We start from the raw sequence: 17010 nt of genomic DNA, 5'->3' as shown, positions 1-17010 counted from the left end.
GCCAATCGGCGGTTTTCTTACCTAACGCGCCTTAAATGGTGCGGGTGACCACGACCAACCGACGCGGGGTGCTGCGCGCGGGCGCCGGGCTCGTCGCCGGCGGTGCGCTTGCCGCCGGTTGCGGCGCGGGGCAGACCGCCCGGCCCGGCACCCCGGATCCCACGTCCCCTTCCGCGTCCCCGTCCGGCACCCCCTCCAGCCCTCGACCGGCCGGCGCCCACGCGGCGCCCGCCCCCCGCGCCTATCCCGGCCGGCCCGCCCAGATCACCCACGGCCCGCGCACCCGCGCCCAGGTCGCCCTCACCTTCCACGGCCAGGGCGACCCCCAGTTCGCCCACTCCCTGCTCACCGAGGCCGAGAAGGCCGGCGCCCACCTCACCGTGCTCGCCGTCGGCACCTGGCTGGACGAACACCCCGACGTCGCCCGCCGGATCCTCGACGGCGGCCACGACCTCGGCAACCACACCCAGCACCACATCTCGATCAACGACATGGCCGAGGCGGACGCCCGCAAGGAGATCACCGACTGCGCGGACCGGCTGAGGCGGCTCACCGGGTCCATCGGCACCTGGTTCCGCCCCTCCCGCTCGCCGACCGCCTCCCCGCTGGTCGCCCGGCTCGCCCGGGCCGCCGGCTACCCGCACGTGCTGTCGTACGACGTCGACTCGCTCGACTACACCCGTCCCGGTGCCGCCGCCGTCACCCGCAAGGTTCTCGCCGAAGTGCGCGGCGGGTCGGTGGTGAGCATGCACTTCGGGTACCCGGACACGGTCGCCGCCCTGCCCGACCTCCTCCACGAACTCGACCGCCGCGGTCTGCGCGCGGTCACCACCACGGAGCTGCTGAGCTGATGCGAACCACGAAAGCCGCCCGCCTGCTGGCGGCCAGTGCCGTCCTCACCGCCCTGTCGCTGCTGTCCGCGTGCAGTACGGGGGCTCAGCACCACGGGAACGAAGACCTGGCCAGCAAGGCACCGGCCCAGCCGGGCAACGGCAGGAGGCAGGTCAACGTGCTGCCCGGGATGCCGCCGGTCCAGAACCCCAAGGACCTCTACTCCGCCGACCGCCCGAACCAACTCTCCCCCGTCGTCAAGGACTTTCCCTCCCGGGTGTACGTCCCCAACACCAACTCCAACACCGTCACCGTCATCGACCCGAAGACCTACAAGGTCATCGACACGCTGCCGGTCGGCCGCCAGCCCCAGCACGTCGTGCCGTCCTGGGACCTGAAGACCCTGTGGGTCAACAACGACCTCGGCAACAGCCTCACCCCGATCGACCCGAGGACCGGCAAGGCGGGCAAGCCGGTCGCCGTGCACGACCCGTACAACCTGTACTTCACGCCCGACGGCAGGTACGCCGTCGTCATGGCCTCCAGGGACCGCGAGCTGGTCTTCCGGGACGCCCACACCATGAAGCTCGTCAAGGCCGTGCCCGTCACCTGCTACGGCGTCAACCATGCCGACTTCTCGCCCGACGGGCGCTACTTCATCGTCTCCTGCGAGTTCAGCGGCGAGATCCTCAAGGTCGACACCGCCAGGATGAAGGTCGTACGGCAGGAGAGGCTGCCGCACGCCGGAGCGATGCCGCAGGACGTCAAGATCTCCCCGGACGGCAAGCTGTTCTACATCGCCGACATGGTGGCCAACGGCCTGTGGATCCTGGACGGCGACAGGTTCACCCGGCCGAGGTTCCTCTACACCGGCAAGGGCGCCCACGGCCTCTACATCAGCCGCGACTCCCGCGAGATGTACATCTCCAACCGGGGGGAGGGCACCATCTCCGTCTTCGACTTCACGAAGAACCGACTCACCGCCAAGTGGCACCTGCCCGGCGGCGGCAGCCCCGACATGGGTGGCGTGTCCGCCGACGGCACGGTCCTGTGGCTGTCCGGCCGCTACAACGCCGAGGTGTACGCCATCGACACCCGCACCGGTAAGGAACTGGCCCGCATCAAGGTCGGCAGCGGCCCGCACGGCCTCGCCGTCTACCCGCAGCCGGGCCGCTACTCCCTCGGTCACACCGGCATCTTCCGCTGACCGCGGGCAGGGCGGACACGCCGCCGACCGGTGGTGATCCGCACGGACGGCCGACAGGGCGCCTGCCGCCGCCGAACGACCGGTGGCGGGCCGACCCGGCCCGCTCCTTGAGTCTCCACCCGCTGGAAGGCGCAGACTCGCCGACATGACCGAAGACGGCACCGGACTCCTCACCATCGGCGAGCTGGCCCGGGCCACCGGACTGACCGTGCGCACCATCCGCTACTGGTCGGACGAGGGCGTCCTCACCCCGGTGACCCGGTCCTCCGGCGGCTACCGGCTCTACGGCGCCGCCGCCGTCGCCCGCCTGGAACTCATCCGCACCCTGCGCGAGCTGGGGCTCGGCCTGGACGACGTACGCGGGGTGCTGGCCGGGGAGCGGTCGGTCGCCGAGGTCGCGGCCACGCACGTCGCGGCCCTGGACGCGCAGATCCGGTCGCTGAAGGTGACCCGCGCGGTGCTGGCGACGGTCGCCCGACGAGGCTCGACCGCAGAGGAGACGGCACTCATGAACAGGCTGGCACGGCTGTCCGCCGCCGAACGGCAGCGGATCATGGAGGAGTTCGTGGCGGAGACGCTGCACGGGCTCGACACCGTGGACCCCGACGTCCAGGAGCGGATGCGGCAGATCGCGGTCCGCCCGGCGGAGAACCCCACGCCGGAAGAGGTCGACGCCTGGGTGGAGCTGGCGGAGATGCTCCAGGACCCGGAGTTCCGCGCGCAGATGCGGCAGGCCGTCGAGTTCAACGCGGCCGACCGGCAGCCCGGGGAACCGCGCGGGCGGTCGCTGTGGTTCGCCAAGCGGCTGGTCGAACTCGTGGCGCCGGTCCGCGAGCGCGGTGTGCGGCCCACCGCACCGGAGGCCGACCGGGTGCTGGACGAGCTGTTCGGCGACGCCGACCGGGCCGCCGTGCTGGAACGCATGACGGCCGGGTTCAACGAGCGCGTCGCCCGCTACCGGGAACTGCTCGCCCTCGTCAACCGCACTCCGGCGCCCCCGCACGCGGAGGACTTCGCCTGGGTGGTCGCCGCACTCCGCGCTCGTGCGGGCCGTTAATCTGACCAGCGTCAGTACGCCAGCACGGCATGAGAAACACGAGCAAAAGGGGCGGATCGGTGGCGGACATCGAGGAAGCACGCAAGCAGTTCCAGCGGATCGACGCGGACGGTGACGGATTCATCACGGCCGTCGAGTTCAAGACCGCCCTCGCGCAGGGTGGTGACTGGAACGTCACCGAGACGGTCGCGGAGGCCATCATCAAGCAGCGCGACCTCGACGGCGACAAGGTCCTGTCGTTCGACGAGTTCTGGGCGTACCTGAGCAAGTGACACGGGCAGAGGGGGCTCTCCCGGCAGGAGGGCCCCCTTCGTCATGCCGTCACGGCGAAGGCCGGGCGTCTTCGGCGAGTCCCTTGCTGATCGGGTCCTGGTGCGTGCCGGAGAACGCCGTGTGCACCAGTTCGCCGGCGTACGGGTGGCGCGGGTGCGCGGAGAGGATCACCCAGTCCCGGCGGGACAGGTGACGTCACCCGGTCCAGGACGGGGAGTCGGTGGCGCCGGCAAGATCGTCATGCGGCCGTGAGGGCGTTCACCCGATCGCCGCGGTGACGGAATAGCAGCCGTACCGGCGAGGTTGTCGCCGGACAGACGCATGCACACGCATGCAACGATCCCGGAAGGCCTGTCATGAAGATCGGCATCATCGGCGCGGGGAACATCGGCGGCAACCTCACCCGGCGGCTCACCGCCCTCGGTCACGAGGTCGCCGTGGCCAACTCCCGCGGCCCCGAGACACTCAGGGAACTGGCCGAGGAGACCGGAGCGACCCCGGTCCGGGCGGAGGAGGCGGCCAGGGACGCCGAGGTGGTCGTCGTCACCGTCCCCCTCAAGGCGGTACCGAGCCTCCCCTCCGGCCTGCTGGACGGCGCCGCCGAAGGGGCCGCGGTGATCGACACCGGCAACTACTACCCGCGTGAGCGCGACGGCCGGATCGCGGGCATCGAGGACGAAGGCCTCACCGAGAGCCGCTGGACCGAACGACACCTCGGCCACCCGGTGATCAAGGCCTTCAACGGCACCTACGCCCAGGACATCCTGGACCGCCCCCGTCCCGCGGGCGGCTCCGAGCGCATCGCCCTTCCGGTCGCCGGCGACGACGAGGCGGCCAAGGCGAAAGTGCGGGCCCTGATCGACGAACTCGGCTTCGACACGGTCGACGGGGGCGGCATCGACGACTCCTGGCGCCAGCAGCCGGGAACCCCCGTCTACGGCTTCCGCGGGGACTCGGAAGCCGTGAAGAAGGCCCTCGCGGCGGCCTCCCCGGTCCGCCCGGCGGACTTCCGGGGCTGACCGGCACTACGGCGTGGCCCACTCCTTCAGCGCGGCCCTGGTGGAGAAGTCGGCCACGTCCTTGTCGTGCGGCTCGCTGGTGTACTGGTGAAAACGCCACTTGGCCTTGATGCGGGGGCGACCGGCGGTGACGTAGTCGGCGATCCAGAGGCCGTCGCCGGCGTAGGAGGTCGTGTCGACCGTCAACCAGAAGTTCCTGTTCGTGTAGAGCACGACCCGGTTGTGCGGCCGCAGTCCCTTCAGCGTGCGGATGAAGTGGTCCTTCTCCGCGTTGCTCGCGTGGGTGCCGTCACCGGTGGTCTCCCAGTCGACCGCGAGGATGTCGCCGGCGCGCTCGGGGGCGTGCTGGACGAAGTACTCGGCCTGGGCGGCGATGTTGCCGGGCCACAGGAAGTGGTAGAAGCCGACGACCAGTCCGGCGTCCCGGCCTGTCTTGGTCTGGGCCGTGAGCCGGGGATTGACGTACGAACGGCCCTCCGTCGCCTTGATGAAGACGAAGGAGAGGCCGTCCGTGTCGTACGCGGAGGACTGGAAGGCGCTTACGTCGATGCCGTGCAACATGTAGGGGTTGTGCCCCTTGCGCCCCGATTCGGAACCTCAGCTTCGGGTGGTCACCCCACTGAGCACCGAGGCGGACTTCGCCGACCAGTCGGAGGTGATGATGCTCGCATGGTCCCTGGCCAACAGGTCCAGACGGGCGGCGACTTCCGCGTCGGTGGGGTCGGTGGAGGAGATGGCGGGGGAGACGCCGGAGGCGTCGGTCATGATCGAGATGTAGTGGTTCGTGGAGTAGAACGAGGTGTCGTACCCGTTGTTGACGTACGTCGCCGCGTCACCGTCGAAGAACACGAACCAGGGGCGGATCGAGGGGTCGGAGCTCCAGCGGGTCGCGCGCGGGTCGCCGTCGGCCGCACCCAGCACCGTCGGGAAGGCCTGGGCCTGCGCGATGTCTCCGGCCGCGTACAGGTCGCGCAGGTGGTCGCCGTACTCCTGGTCGGTCCAGTAGTGGTCGAAGGGGTTGTCCATCTCCACGGTGCCGGGGATGACTTCGAAGAGGAACTTGCCCTTGAGGGAGTCGCGGGACGGCCACGCGTCGGCCTTCGCGGCGGCGTCCAGTGTGCTGTAGGTGCCGCCCAGCAGGTCGGCCGGCCTGTAGACGCTGCTGCCGAGCTTCTGGCTGATCAGCGTGTCGAACTCGTCCGGGCCGAGCCCGACGTTGTTGTTGAAGCCGACCTTCATCTCGATCTTGAAGACGATCGGCGGGTGGTCGGGGTGCAGCTGGTTCCAGGCCGCGATGTTGTCCAGGCAGCTGCCGAAGTCCTGGTTGCGGCTCGTGCTGTACAGCTGGCTCGGCGTCTTCGCGCTCTCGCAGTTGTTGTCGTCGCCCCACGGGTTGCTGTGGCTCACCCGCCAGCGCCTGCTGATGCTGTCCGCGTAGACGTCGATCTCGAGCAGTGAGGCACCCGAGTCCAACGCCTGTGCGAAATAGGTGTACTTGGACTTGTCGTACGCGTTGTGCGTGCCGATCGCCGTCGTCTCGGAGAACTTCGGCGCCGCCGCGTGCGCGTTGCCCGCGCCCGCCGTCAGCAGAGCGGCGGCCCCCAGGAGTACCGCCAGCCGTCTCATCGCGCCCATAGCTCAACTCCCCTTCGCTGTAGCCGAGTTGGCGGCAGCGTAAGGGTGAGCGGTTACTGCGCGGTAGCCCCTGGCGGAACATCAGCCACTGTCCGACCGCCGGGCATCGCGCCTCACGGGACGGTGGCCGACCGGGAGGAGGGAGTGATGTGCCGGTCGAGGACCCGGCTCATGCGCGGACACGGCGCCGGTTCATTCCCTCTGCGCCCGCCCCCTGCGACCCCCGGGGCTGTTCGAAATGAGCATGACCGACAACGGGGACCGCCGCTTCTGGGTCAAAGACCCCGGCCACGGCCCGGACGCCTGGCGCATCGCGTCGAAAACCGGCAGGGGCCGACAGCCCCGGAGCCGCGCTGCCCTGTCGCGGACGTGGCCCCCGCGGCGGTCCTCGCCGCCCGGACCGAGGCCATGGCAGAGACGGATCCCGCGAGGGGCATGAGGACCGAGGCGCACGCCGCACCGCAGCGGCCTGCCGCTCGGCGGGAAGGCCCCGACAGCGGTGCGAGGGACGAGCGTACGCCTATGTCCTCAGCACTCGATGATGTTCACCGCGAGCCCGCCCCGTGCCGTCTCCTTGTACTTGACGGACATGTCCGCGCCGGTGTCCTTCATGGTCTTGATGACCTTGTCCAGGGACACCTTGTGGGAGCCGTCGCCGCGCATGGCCATCCTCGCCGCGGTGACCGCCTTCACCGCGGCCATGCCGTTGCGCTCGATGCACGGGATCTGGACCAGGCCGCCGACCGGGTCGCAGGTCAGGCCGAGGTTGTGCTCCATGCCGATCTCGGCGGCGTTCTCGACCTGCTCGGGGGAGCCGCCGAGGACCTCGGCCAGCGCGCCCGCGGCCATCGAGCAGGCCGAGCCGACCTCGCCCTGACAGCCGACCTCGGCACCGGAGATGGAGGCGTTCTCCTTGAAGAGCATGCCGATCGCGCCCGCGGCGAGGAGGAAGCGCACCACGCCGTCCTCGTCGGCACCGGGGACGAAGTCGATGTAGTAGTGCAGGACGGCAGGGATGATGCCGGCCGCGCCGTTCGTCGGGGCGGTCACCACGCGACCGCCGGCCGCGTTCTCCTCGTTCACCGCCATCGCGTAGAGCGTGATCCACTCCATGGCGTGGGCCAGCGGGTCGCCCTCGGCGCGCAGCTGGCGGGCGGAGACGGCCGCGCGGCGGCGCACCTTCAGGCCGCCGGGCAGGATGCCCTCGCGCGCCATGCCGCGCTGGACGCACTCGCGCATCACCCGCCAGATCTCCAGCAGACCCGCGCGGATCTCGTCCTCGGTGCGCCAGGCCCGCTCGTTCTCCAGCATCAGGGAGGAGATCGACAGACCCGTCTCCTTCGTCAGGCGCAGCAGCTCGTCGCCCGTGCGGAAGGGATGTTTCAGGACCGTGTCGTCCAGCTTGATCCGGTCCGCGCCGACCGCGTCCTCGTCCACGACGAAGCCGCCGCCGACCGAGTAGTACGTCTTCGTCAGCAGTTCCGCGCCCGAGGCGTCGTACGCCCACAGCGTCATGCCGTTGGCGTGGTACGGGAGGGCCTTGCGGCGGTGCAGTACGAGGTCCTTGTCGAAGTCGAACGCGATCTCGTGTTCGGCCAGGAGCGAGATGCGGCCCGCCTGCTTGATCTTCTCCACCCGCTCGTCCGCCGTCTCCACGTCCACCGTGCGCGGGGACGCGCCCTCCAGCCCGAGCAGGACCGCCTTCGGCGTGCCGTGGCCGTGGCCGGTCGCGCCGAGGGAGCCGTACAGCTCGCAGCGCAGGGAGGCCACCGAGGGCAGCAGGTCTTCGTTGCGCAGCCGGCGGGCGAACATCCGCGCCGCGCGCATCGGGCCGACCGTATGGGAGCTGGACGGGCCGATGCCGATCGAGAACAGGTCGAAGACCGAGATGGCCACGGTCACTCCTCAGGAACGGGGGATGATGGGGCACCCTCGGGATCCGGCCTCGGGTGCCCCACCGGGGACTTGCTTCGCCGGGACCTACTTGGTCAGGCCCGGGTACAGCGGGTGCTTGTCGGCGAGCGCCTGCACGCGCGCCTTGAGGGCTTCCGCGTCGGCCGACCCGAAGGGGGACGGCGCCTTCAGCGCCTCGGCGATCACGTCCGCGACCTCGGCGAAGTCCTCGGCCGTGAAGCCGCGGGTCGCGAGGGCCGGCGTGCCGATCCGCAGCCCGGACGTCACCATCGGGGGCCGCGGGTCGTCCGGGACCGCGTTCCGGTTGACCGTGATCCCGACCTCGTGGAGGCGGTCCTCGGCCTGCTGCCCGTCCAGCTCCGAGGCGCGCAGGTCGACGAGGATCAGGTGCACGTCCGTCCCGCCGGACAGGACGTTCACCCCCGCCTCACGGGCGTCCGCCGCCGTCAGGCGCTCGGCGAGGATGCGGGCACCCTCCACGGTACGACGCTGGCGCTCCTTGAACTCCTCCGAGGCCGCGACCTTGAAGGAGACGGCCTTGGCCGCGATCACGTGCTCCAGCGGACCGCCCTGGAAGCCGGGGAAGACCGACGAGTTCAGCTTCTTCGCGAAGTCCTTGCTGCGGGCGAGGATGATGCCGCCGCGCGGGCCGCCGAGCGTCTTGTGCGTGGTGGAGGTGACCACGTCGGCGTACGGCACCGGGTTCGCGTGCAGGCCCGCCGCGACCAGGCCGGCGAAGTGCGCCATGTCGACCCACAGGTATGCCTCGACCTCGTCGGCGATCCGGCGGAAGGCGGCGAAGTCGAGCTCGCGCGGGTACGCCGACCAGCCGGCGATGATCACCTTCGGGCGGTGCTCCTTGGCGAGCCGCTCGACCTCGGCCATGTCGACCAGACCGGTGCCGGCGTCCACGTGGTAGGCGACCACGTCGAACTGCTTGCCGGAGAAGTTCAGGCGCATGCCGTGGGTCAGGTGGCCGCCGTGGGCCAGGTCCAGGCCGAGGATGGTGTCCCCGGGCCGGGCCAGCGCGAACAGGGCCGCCTGGTTGGCGGAGGCGCCGGAGTGGGGCTGGACGTTGGCGTACTCGGCGCCGAACAGCTCCTTGACCCGGTCGATGGCGATCTGCTCGGCGACGTCGACGTGCTCGCAGCCGCCGTAGTAGCGGCGGCCCGGGTAGCCCTCGGCGTACTTGTTGGTGAGGACCGAGCCCTGCGCCTCCATCACCGCGAGGGGAGCGAAGTTCTCGGAGGCGATCATCTCCAGCGTGGACTGCTGGCGGCCGAGCTCGGCGTCGACCGCGGCGGCGATCTCCGGGTCCAGCTCGTGCAGGGACGTGTTCAGGACGGTCATACGGCTACGACTCCTCAGCCGGCGTTCTGGGCGGTGTACTCGTCGGCGGAGAGCAGGTCGGCCGGCTCCTCCGTGACGCGCACCTTGAACAGCCAGCCGCCCTCGAAGGGCTCGGAGTTCACCAGCGACGGGTCGTTGACGACGTCCTCGTTGATCTCGGTGACCTCACCGGTGACCGGGGAGTACAGGTCGGAGACCGACTTCGTGGACTCCAGTTCGCCGCAGGTCTCGCCCGCAGCCACGGTGGAGCCGACCTCGGGGAGCTGGGCGTAGACGACATCGCCGAGCGCGTTCGCCGCGAACTCGGTGATGCCGACCGTCGACACGCCGTCCTCGGCGGGCGACAGCCACTCGTGCTCCTTGCTGTAGCGCAGCTGCTGGGGGTTGCTCATGGCCTGAATTCTCCTGTACGCGCGGGAGTGATGATGACGGGGGGACTGGTGAGGCCGCTGGGGAGCAGCGGGACGTGCGCGGGGTCACACAGTGACCGCGCCCAGTGTCTACTTCTGGCGCTTGTAGAACGGCAGCGCCACGACCTCGTACGGCTCGTGGCTGCCCCGGATGTCCACGCCGACGCCCTCGGTGCCCGGCGCCGCGTGCGCCGCGTCGACGTACGCCATGGCGATCGGCTTGCCCAGGGTGGGGGAGGGAGCGCCGGAGGTGACCTCGCCGATCACCTCACCGCCCGCGACGACGGCATACCCGGCCCGCGGAACGCGGCGGCCCTCGGCGACCAGGCCGACGAGGATCCGCGGCGGGTTCTCCTCAGCCCGTGCGGCGGCCTGCCGGAGCGCCTCGCGCCCGACGAAGTCGCCCTCCTTCTCGAACTTCACCACACGGCCGAGCCCGGCGTCGAAGGGGGTCAGCTCGGTGGTCAGCTCGTGCCCGTACAGCGGCATGCCCGCCTCCAGGCGCAGGGTGTCCCGGCAGGACAGGCCGCACGGCACCAGGCCGACGCCCTCGCCGGCCCTGGTCAGCGCCTGCCACAGCTCGACGGCGTGCTCGGGCTTCACGAACAGCTCGAAACCGTCCTCGCCGGTGTACCCGGTGCGGGCGATCAGCGCAGGGACGCCGGCGACCGTGCCGGGCAGCCCGGCGTAGTACTTGAGGCCGTCGAGGTCGGCGTCGGTGAGCGACTTCAGGATGCCGGGGGACTCGGGGCCCTGGACGGCGATCAGTGCGTAGGCGTCCCGGTCGTCGCGGACCTCGGCGTCGAAGCCGGCGGCGCGCTCGGTGAGGGCGTCCAGCACCACCTGGGCGTTGGAGGCGTTCGCGACGACCATGTACTCGGTCTCGGCGAGCCGGTAGACGATCAGGTCGTCCAGGATGCCGCCGTCGGCCCGGCAGATCATGGTGTAGCGGGCGCGGCCCACGCCGACGGAGGCGATGTTGCCGACCAGGGCGTGGTTCAGGAAGGCGGCCGCCTCCGCACCGGTGACGGCGATCTCGCCCATGTGGGAGAGGTCGAACAGGCCCGCCTTCGTCCGCACGGCGATGTGCTCGTCGCGCTCGGAGCCGTAGCGCAGCGGCATGTCCCAGCCGGCGAAGTCGGTCATCGTCGCACCGAGCGCGCGATGCACGGCATCGAGCGCGGTGTGACGGAGTTCAGTGCTGCTCATCGGTCGGTCGTCTCCCAGGGCGAAACAGGACGGGCGAGGAACGTTCCTCCCCATCTGTCATCGGAACCTGAGAGGTTCGCCGGGACCGCCACAGGGACGATCACGGCTTGCACCGTGGGTGGAGCCACTGTCGTAGAGCGGCCCGCTTTTCAGATGTGCCTCGCCCGCGCGGTAACGGGGCCTGAGAGATTCAAGGGAGGGACTTGCTCCTTCGGCGCCCCGGCATCTGTGCTGCCAGGGACTCTCCCGCGCGGATTCAAGCGGCCGGTATGCAGTTGGCGGCCACATCATCGCACGGCGGGCGGGCTTTTGTAACCGACCTGTGGCAGGCCCCGGACCCTGGTGGCGACATCGTCCATCACCTTCTCTTTACGGACTGCGGGCAGGAGGAGCACCGGCCGACAGGGGAGGACGATCACGGTGAACAGGACCCGGTGCACGTCACCGGCGTCGCGGTGCCCGGGCAGCCGGCCGCCCCGGACCCGGTCGTCCGCGACCTGCGCGAGCGCGCCGGTCGCGTCCCGCGCACCCTGCTCTCCGGCCCCCGTGACCCGGTCGTGGTCACCGGCCTGCCCGGCAGCGGCAGGTCCACCCTCATGAACCGCGCGGTTCCCGGTCGTCGTGTCGACTCCCAGCACACCCGCGACCGCCGGGACGTGCGCGCAGGCCGCCTCCCGTACCCCCTCCACCGCCCCCCTGGTCCGCCTCGCCCTCCCCCACGCTCGGCTCCGCTCGCGCGGGGGGCACCCCCATCGCCGGACTGCGCCGCGCCCTGCGCACCGGCGAGGGCGTCGTCGTGCACGACTGCGGCACCCGGCCCCGGGTGGGCGGCCGGCTCGCCCGCAAGGCCCGCCGCCGCGGCTGGCCCCTGCATCTGCTGCTGCTCGACGTCGGTCCCGAGGCCGCCCGCGAGGGCCGGCGCGAGCGCGGCCGGGGCGTGTCCGCCCGTGCCTTCCGCCGCCACCGCCGTACGACCGCCCGGGTGCTCGCCGCGGTCGAGGGCGGCCGGATGCCCGCGGGCTGCGGCTCGGCGACCCTGCTGGACCGGCCGGCGGCGGGTGCCCTGCAACGGATCGCCTTCCCGGCATGAGGCCGCCGCACGGTCGTCCGAAGGTGAGGCACTGTCACAGCCACCCGCTAGCCTTCATGGACACAGCAGTGGTTCCCAGCAGGCGGTAGGCAGATGGACTTCCCGGCGGACATTCCCGCGGACTTCCCGGCACAGGCGCACCCCCAGCCGCACGGCGGCTGGCCCGGCAATGAACTGGAGGAGGTGCTCTCGGCCTCCCTCGGCATACCCGCCGCGGCCGGCCGGATCACCGAGGTGCTGGGCCGCAGTCTGCTGTGGATCCCGCTGCCCAACGGCGGCGGCCCTGACAGTGGCCCGCTGGACCTGCCCTCGCTGGACATCGACGGCCAGGCGTACGTCCCGGTGTTCAGCTCCGAGGAGCAGCTGCGCCAGGCGGCAGGCCCTCACATGCCGTACACCATCGCGCCCGCCGTGGAGTTCGCCCGCGGTCTGCCCCCGCAGATCGGCATCGCCGTGAACCCCGACGCGCTGGTCGGCATCCCGCTGCCGCCCGCGGCGGTGGCCGAGCTGTGCCGGACCGGCCGCACCCCGCTGGACGGCCCGAACACCGGCGGCCGGGTCCGGCTCTTCGAGCCCGACTGGCAGGACGACCCGGTCGACTTCCTGTCCGCGGCGTCCGCCGAGTTCGCCGAGACCGGGGTGGTCCTCACGGCCCGCCGCTGCCTCGCGGCGATCGAGACCGACGAACCGGTCATGTTCGTGGGCGTCGAGCTCTCGCAGTGGGAGGGCGACCTGCGCACCCTCCCCCTCCAGGCCCTCGGCAGGGCCCTCGGCAAAGTCCCGGTCAAGTGGCCGGTCAACCTGGTCCTCCTGGACGTCACGGACGACCCGGTGGCCGAATGGCTGACCGCAAGGGTCCGTCCCTTCTATCAGTACGGCCACTGAGGTGCCCGAAGGGGCGCGGGGCCGTGTCCGGTGCGCGGCTGCGCCGCGGTGCGGGTTCCCGGGTTCGAGCGAAGCCAGGACGGGGAGCGAGAACCCACCACTCACCCGCACTCGTGCACGCACCCGGGGCGGCACCCCGGCGGGCGCATAAGCTGTCCCCGAACGCGGGGCACGGAAAAGAGAAGGGCACGACAGGTGAGCGCGAGCCACAGCGGCGGCGTCGAGCACATGCTGCGCCAGGTCACCCCCGGCCGCTACGACGCCTACGAGGCCCTGCTCCGTGCCCTCGCCACGCCCTCCGCCGGTCAGATCTGGATGCTGTTGTGGCACGGCCAGGCCGGCTCCCCGGACGCCCAGTACGGGAACATGGAGGTCGACGGCTTCCACTACGCCCCCTGCGTCACCTCCGCCCAGGAGCTGTCGGCCAGCGGCTGGAACCGGTCGTACGAGGTCGTCGACGGGCTCGACGTGGCCCGCACCCTCTACCCCGACCACTACGGCCTCTGGCTGAACCCGCACGCCCCGGGCGGCGGTGTCGGCATCCCCTGGCTGGACCTGCGCCGGATCGCGACCGGGCTGGAGCGCCAGCCCGCGGGGCCCCTCCGGCTCGGCGAGCCCGGAATCGAGATCCCGCAGTTCTACGCCCTCCTCGCGCAGAACGCTCACCGCACCCCGGCCCTGCGGTCCCTGCGCCGTGCCTGGGTGCAGCCGGCACTGGGCGCGCCGTACCTCGCCATCGGCCTGGACGTGTACGACACCTCCCCGGCGGCGGTCGACTCGGTGCGCGCGATGATGCAGCAGTCCATCGGTGCGGTCCCGGAGGGCCTGCCGGTGTCGACGGTCGTGATGACGGACGACTACGACCCGGTGGTGATGTGGATGCGGGTCAACGCCCGCCCGTTCTACGACCGCGAGGCGCACGCGGCACCGGCGCCCGCCGCCGGTCCGGGGTACGGCTACACGGGCCCCCGGTCCTACTGAGCGCTCGGGCGCTGTGACGCCGACCACAACGCCGGTGCCTGCCCTCAACCACCCCGTATGTCCGCCCGATTCGGGCGAGGTGTCCGCCGATGTCCGCGTCCGGCAGTCGATCTTCCCTGTTCGGATAACGGATTCCCCTAGGTGGCATCACGTTTACGCATACTTTCTCCATCAGGCCTGGCGCGTGATCGAGAGCGCGTTGAAGACTCGCCTCTCAAGACGCGAGGCCATCGCTCCTGTGCTCGAACCAGTCACAGGATCAGCTGGCACTCCGGGGCCGTCACCAACGTGCGGCCGGCGCAGGTAAGTGAACCAAGCCGCCCACAGCGGCGGACAAAGGCCGGTCACCACCGGCGAGAGGGGTCAGGTCAACTGTGACCGCACCGATCGAGACCACCGGGGAAGAGGCTGCAGCGCCTCCCGAGTCCGTGCTCGCCGGGGCCAAGAAGAGCCAGATCGAAGGGCGTTCACTCAGCCAGATCGCCTGGACCCGGTTCAAGCGGGACAAGGTGGCCGTGGCGGGCGGCGTCGTCGTCATTCTGCTCGTGCTGATGGCGGTGCTCGCCAAGCCGATCGAGTCGATCTTCGGGCTCGACCCGGACAAGTTCCACCAGGACCTCATCGACCCGGCGCTGCTGGCTCCGAAGGGCGGCTGGGGCGGCATGAGCCTCGCCCACCCGCTCGGCGTGGAACCGCAGTACGGCCGTGACATGCTCGCCCGCATCATCGACGGCTCCTGGGTCTCCCTCCTGGTCGCCGGCGGCGCCACCCTCCTCTCGGTGGTCATCGGAACCGTCCTGGGCGTGATCGCCGGCTACTACGGCGGCTGGGTCGACAGCATCATCAGCAAGCTGATGGACACCTTCCTGGCGTTCCCGCTGCTGCTGTTCGCCATCGCCATCTCCGCCTCGGTGCAGGACGGCTTCTTCGGGCTCAACGGCCTGCCGCTGCGGATCTCCGTGCTGATCTTCGTGATCGGCTTCTTCAGCTGGCCCTACATCGGCCGCATCGTGCGCGCCCAGACGATGACCCTGCGCAGGCGGGAGTTCGTCGAGGCCGCCACCAGCCTGGGGGCCCGCGGCCCGTACATCCTGTTCCGCGAGCTGCTCCCGAACCTCGTCGCGCCGATCCTCGTCTACTCGACGCTGATCATCCCGACGAACATCCTCTTCGAGGCCGCGTTGAGCTTCCTCGGAGTCGGTATCGCTCCGCCGCAGGCCTCCTGGGGCGGCATGCTCAGCAACGCCGTGGATCTGTACACCGCAGATCCGCAGTACATGTTCGTGCCCGGACTGGCGATCTTCATCACCGTCCTGGCCTTCAACCTGCTGGGTGACGGGCTGCGTGACGCGCTCGACCCTCGCAGCAAGTGATCCATCGATAGGGGAGGCTTTCCTCAACGTGAAGACCAGAAGGGTTATCGCCGCCGTGGCGTCGGTCACGGCGCTCTCCCTGGGCGCGGCCGCCTGTGGCGGCGGGAGCGGCAAGAGCAGCAGCGGCGGCAGCGGCAGCAAGGACGCGGCGCTGAGCTCCATTGTCAATGCGTCGAGCAAGAAGGGGGGTACGGTCACGCTGGAGGACTCCGACGTGCCGGACTCCCTGGACCCGGGCAACACCTACTACGGCTTCGTGCAGAACTTCTCGCGCCTCTACGCGCGGACGCTCGTCACGTTCAAGCCGGCCGCCGGCAAGGACGGCCTCACGGTCGTCCCGGACCTCGCGGAGTCCCTGGGCACGCCCAGCAAGGACGCCAAGACCTGGACGTACCACCTGCGTCCGGGCCTGAAGTTCGAGGACGGCACCCCGATCACGTCCAAGGACGTCAAGTACGCGATCGAGCGCTCCAACTTCGCGCCCGAGGCCCTGTCCAACGGCCCGACGTACTTCAAGGCGTACCTGCAGGGCGGTGACAAGTACAAGGGCCCCTACAAGGACAAGAAGGGCCTGGACTCCATCGCCACCCCGGACGACCGCACGATCGTCTTCCACCTGAACCAGCCGTTCGCCGACTTCGACTACCTGGCGACCTTCTCCCAGACGGCCCCCGTGCCGCAGGCGAAGGACGACGGTGCGAAGTACGTCCAGCACATCGTCTCCTCCGGCCCCTACAAGTTCTCGTCGTACGAGGAGGGCGCCAGCGCCACCCTCGTCCGCAACCCGAACTGGGACCCGAAGACGGACCCGATCCGCAAGGCGCTGCCGGACAAGATCGTCGTCAAGTTCAAGGTCAACCCGGTCTCGATCGACAACGACCTGATGGCCGACAAGATCACGGCCGACATCTCCGGCGCCGGTGTGCAGCCGCAGACCCAGCCGAAGGTCCTGGCCGGCAAGTACGCCAAGCAGACGGACAACTCCTACGCCGGTGCCACCGGCTACATGGCGCTGAACCTGCACGTCGCGCCGTTCGACAACGTGCACTGCCGCAAGGCCGTGCAGTGGGCGGTCGACAAGCAGTCGGTGATCGACGCCATGGGCGGCGCGCCCAAGGGTGACGTGGCCACCACGCTGCTGCCGCCGTCGGTCAACGGCTACACCAAGTTCGACGAGTACCCGACGGCGGGCCACAAGGGTGACGTGGCCAAGGCCAAGGCCGAGCTGAAGCTGTGCGGCAAGCCGAACGGCTTCTCCACCACGCTGACGGCCCGTTCCGACCGTCCTTCCGAGATCGCGATGGCCACGGCCATCCAGAACTCCCTGAAGGCCGCCGGCATCAACGTCGACATCAAGCAGTTCCCCTCCGGCAAGTACTTCTCCAACTTCGCCGGTGTCCCGAGCTACGTCCACCAGCACAAGCTCGGCATGATGATGATGGCGTGGGGCGCCGACTGGCCGACCGGCTACGGCTTCCTGGACCAGATCATCGACGGCAGCGCCATCAAGCCCTCGGGCGGCAACAACCTGATGGAGCTGAACGACCCGAAGATCAACGCCGCTCTCAAGGCGGCCATCGGCAACACCGACGCCGCGGCTCGTACCAAGGCCTGGGGCGACATCGACAAGATGGTCGCCGACAACGCCTCGGTCGTCCCGCTGGTCTACCGCAAGAACCTGCTGATCAGGCCCACGTCCGCGACCAACGTCACGGTCACGCAGGCGTACCTCGGCATGTACGACTACCTGCTGCTGAGCTCCTCGAAGTAACAGCA

At 70.3% G+C, this 17010-nt stretch carries 15 protein-coding genes, 2 pseudogenes and 2 riboswitches; of the genes and pseudogenes, 10 read left to right on the top strand and 7 right to left on the bottom strand.

Annotated features, from left to right (window positions below; translation table 11 throughout):
• The first annotated feature begins 35 nt into the window (after positions 1 to 35).
• The 4 genes from AC5WRT_RS05900 to AC5WRT_RS05885 all read left to right on the top strand — a co-directional run bounded on the left by AC5WRT_RS05900 (position 36) and on the right by AC5WRT_RS05885 (position 3367).
• Positions 36 to 851: a polysaccharide deacetylase family protein gene (locus tag AC5WRT_RS05900; RefSeq protein WP_496096107.1), complete on the top strand. Its 816-nt coding sequence runs from the start codon at positions 36 to 38 to the stop codon at positions 849 to 851.
• A complete protein-coding gene (locus AC5WRT_RS05895) occupies positions 851 to 2038 on the top strand; it encodes a YVTN family beta-propeller repeat protein (RefSeq protein ID WP_496096106.1) in 1188 nt (395 codons plus the stop codon). The genes AC5WRT_RS05900 and AC5WRT_RS05895 overlap by 1 nt, the downstream gene beginning before the upstream one ends.
• A 145-nt stretch (positions 2039 to 2183) precedes the next feature.
• A complete protein-coding gene (locus AC5WRT_RS05890; protein ID WP_496096105.1) occupies positions 2184 to 3095 on the top strand; it encodes a MerR family transcriptional regulator in 912 nt (303 codons plus the stop codon).
• Positions 3096 to 3154: 59 nt separating this feature from the next.
• Positions 3155 to 3367 (top strand): EF-hand domain-containing protein, encoded by a 213-nt coding sequence (locus AC5WRT_RS05885; protein ID WP_496096129.1) that lies wholly within the window; start codon positions 3155 to 3157, stop codon positions 3365 to 3367.
• Between the two features lie 61 nt (positions 3368 to 3428).
• Here AC5WRT_RS05885 and AC5WRT_RS05880 read toward each other — a convergent pair.
• A pseudogene (locus AC5WRT_RS05880) lies at positions 3429 to 3533 on the bottom strand (hypothetical protein); the annotation flags it as partial.
• A gap of 191 nt (positions 3534 to 3724) precedes the next feature.
• On the opposite strand from AC5WRT_RS05880, the gene AC5WRT_RS05875 reads away from it, so the two are divergent.
• Positions 3725 to 4387 carry an NADPH-dependent F420 reductase gene (locus AC5WRT_RS05875; RefSeq protein ID WP_496096104.1) on the top strand — a complete coding sequence of 221 codons (663 nt, stop codon included), beginning with the start codon at positions 3725 to 3727 and terminating at the stop codon, positions 4385 to 4387.
• A 6-nt stretch (positions 4388 to 4393) separates the two neighbouring features.
• Here AC5WRT_RS05875 and AC5WRT_RS05870 read toward each other — a convergent pair whose 3' ends face one another.
• The 6 genes from AC5WRT_RS05870 to gcvT all read right to left on the bottom strand — a co-directional run bounded on the left by AC5WRT_RS05870 (position 4394) and on the right by gcvT (position 10905).
• The gene (locus tag AC5WRT_RS05870; protein WP_496096103.1) at positions 4394 to 4948 is read right to left on the bottom strand and encodes a glycoside hydrolase family 25 protein; all 555 of its coding nucleotides are present in this window, start codon (positions 4946 to 4948) and stop codon (positions 4394 to 4396) included.
• A 36-nt stretch (positions 4949 to 4984) separates the two neighbouring features.
• Entirely contained in the window at positions 4985 to 6022 is a 1038-nt protein-coding gene (locus AC5WRT_RS05865; protein ID WP_496096102.1) for a phosphatidylinositol-specific phospholipase C domain-containing protein, read from the bottom strand.
• A gap of 528 nt (positions 6023 to 6550) precedes the next feature.
• The gene (locus tag AC5WRT_RS05860; protein ID WP_496096101.1) at positions 6551 to 7918 is read right to left on the bottom strand and encodes an L-serine ammonia-lyase; all 1368 of its coding nucleotides are present in this window, start codon (positions 7916 to 7918) and stop codon (positions 6551 to 6553) included.
• 84 nt (positions 7919 to 8002) lie between these two features.
• Complete coding sequence (gene glyA / locus AC5WRT_RS05855; protein WP_496096100.1) at positions 8003 to 9286, bottom strand: serine hydroxymethyltransferase; 1284 nt, start codon at positions 9284 to 9286, stop codon at positions 8003 to 8005.
• A 14-nt stretch (positions 9287 to 9300) separates the two neighbouring features.
• Positions 9301 to 9678 carry a glycine cleavage system protein GcvH gene (gcvH, locus tag AC5WRT_RS05850; protein ID WP_496096099.1) on the bottom strand — a complete coding sequence of 126 codons (378 nt, stop codon included), beginning with the start codon at positions 9676 to 9678 and terminating at the stop codon, positions 9301 to 9303.
• Between the two features lie 108 nt (positions 9679 to 9786).
• On the bottom strand, positions 9787 to 10905 hold the full coding sequence (gcvT, locus tag AC5WRT_RS05845; RefSeq protein WP_496096098.1) for a glycine cleavage system aminomethyltransferase GcvT: 1119 nt from the start codon (positions 10903 to 10905) through the stop codon (positions 9787 to 9789).
• A gap of 44 nt (positions 10906 to 10949) precedes the next feature.
• Positions 10950 to 11064, bottom strand: a riboswitch (glycine riboswitch).
• Positions 11065 to 11164: riboswitch (glycine riboswitch) on the bottom strand. It abuts the riboswitch before it with no gap.
• Between the two features lie 175 nt (positions 11165 to 11339).
• On the opposite strand from gcvT, the pseudogene AC5WRT_RS05840 reads away from it, so the two are divergent.
• From AC5WRT_RS05840 to AC5WRT_RS05820, 5 genes and pseudogenes are all read left to right on the top strand, one after another.
• Positions 11340 to 11995 (top strand): annotated as a pseudogene (locus AC5WRT_RS05840) (AAA family ATPase).
• A 93-nt stretch (positions 11996 to 12088) separates the two neighbouring features.
• Complete coding sequence (locus AC5WRT_RS05835) at positions 12089 to 12880, top strand: enhanced serine sensitivity protein SseB (RefSeq protein ID WP_496096097.1); 792 nt, start codon at positions 12089 to 12091, stop codon at positions 12878 to 12880.
• 228 nt (positions 12881 to 13108) lie between these two features.
• Positions 13109 to 13861 carry an enhanced serine sensitivity protein SseB C-terminal domain-containing protein gene (locus tag AC5WRT_RS05830; protein ID WP_496096128.1) on the top strand — a complete coding sequence of 251 codons (753 nt, stop codon included), beginning with the start codon at positions 13109 to 13111 and terminating at the stop codon, positions 13859 to 13861.
• A gap of 374 nt (positions 13862 to 14235) precedes the next feature.
• Positions 14236 to 15234 carry an ABC transporter permease gene (locus AC5WRT_RS05825; protein WP_496096096.1) on the top strand — a complete coding sequence of 333 codons (999 nt, stop codon included), beginning with the start codon at positions 14236 to 14238 and terminating at the stop codon, positions 15232 to 15234.
• A 28-nt stretch (positions 15235 to 15262) separates the two neighbouring features.
• A complete protein-coding gene (locus tag AC5WRT_RS05820) occupies positions 15263 to 17005 on the top strand; it encodes an ABC transporter substrate-binding protein (protein ID WP_496096095.1) in 1743 nt (580 codons plus the stop codon).
• Positions 17006 to 17010 lie beyond the last annotated feature (5 nt).

Source organism: Streptomyces sp. NTD91, assembly GCF_059510455.1.
This window is presented reverse-complemented; position numbering and strand designations above follow the sequence as displayed.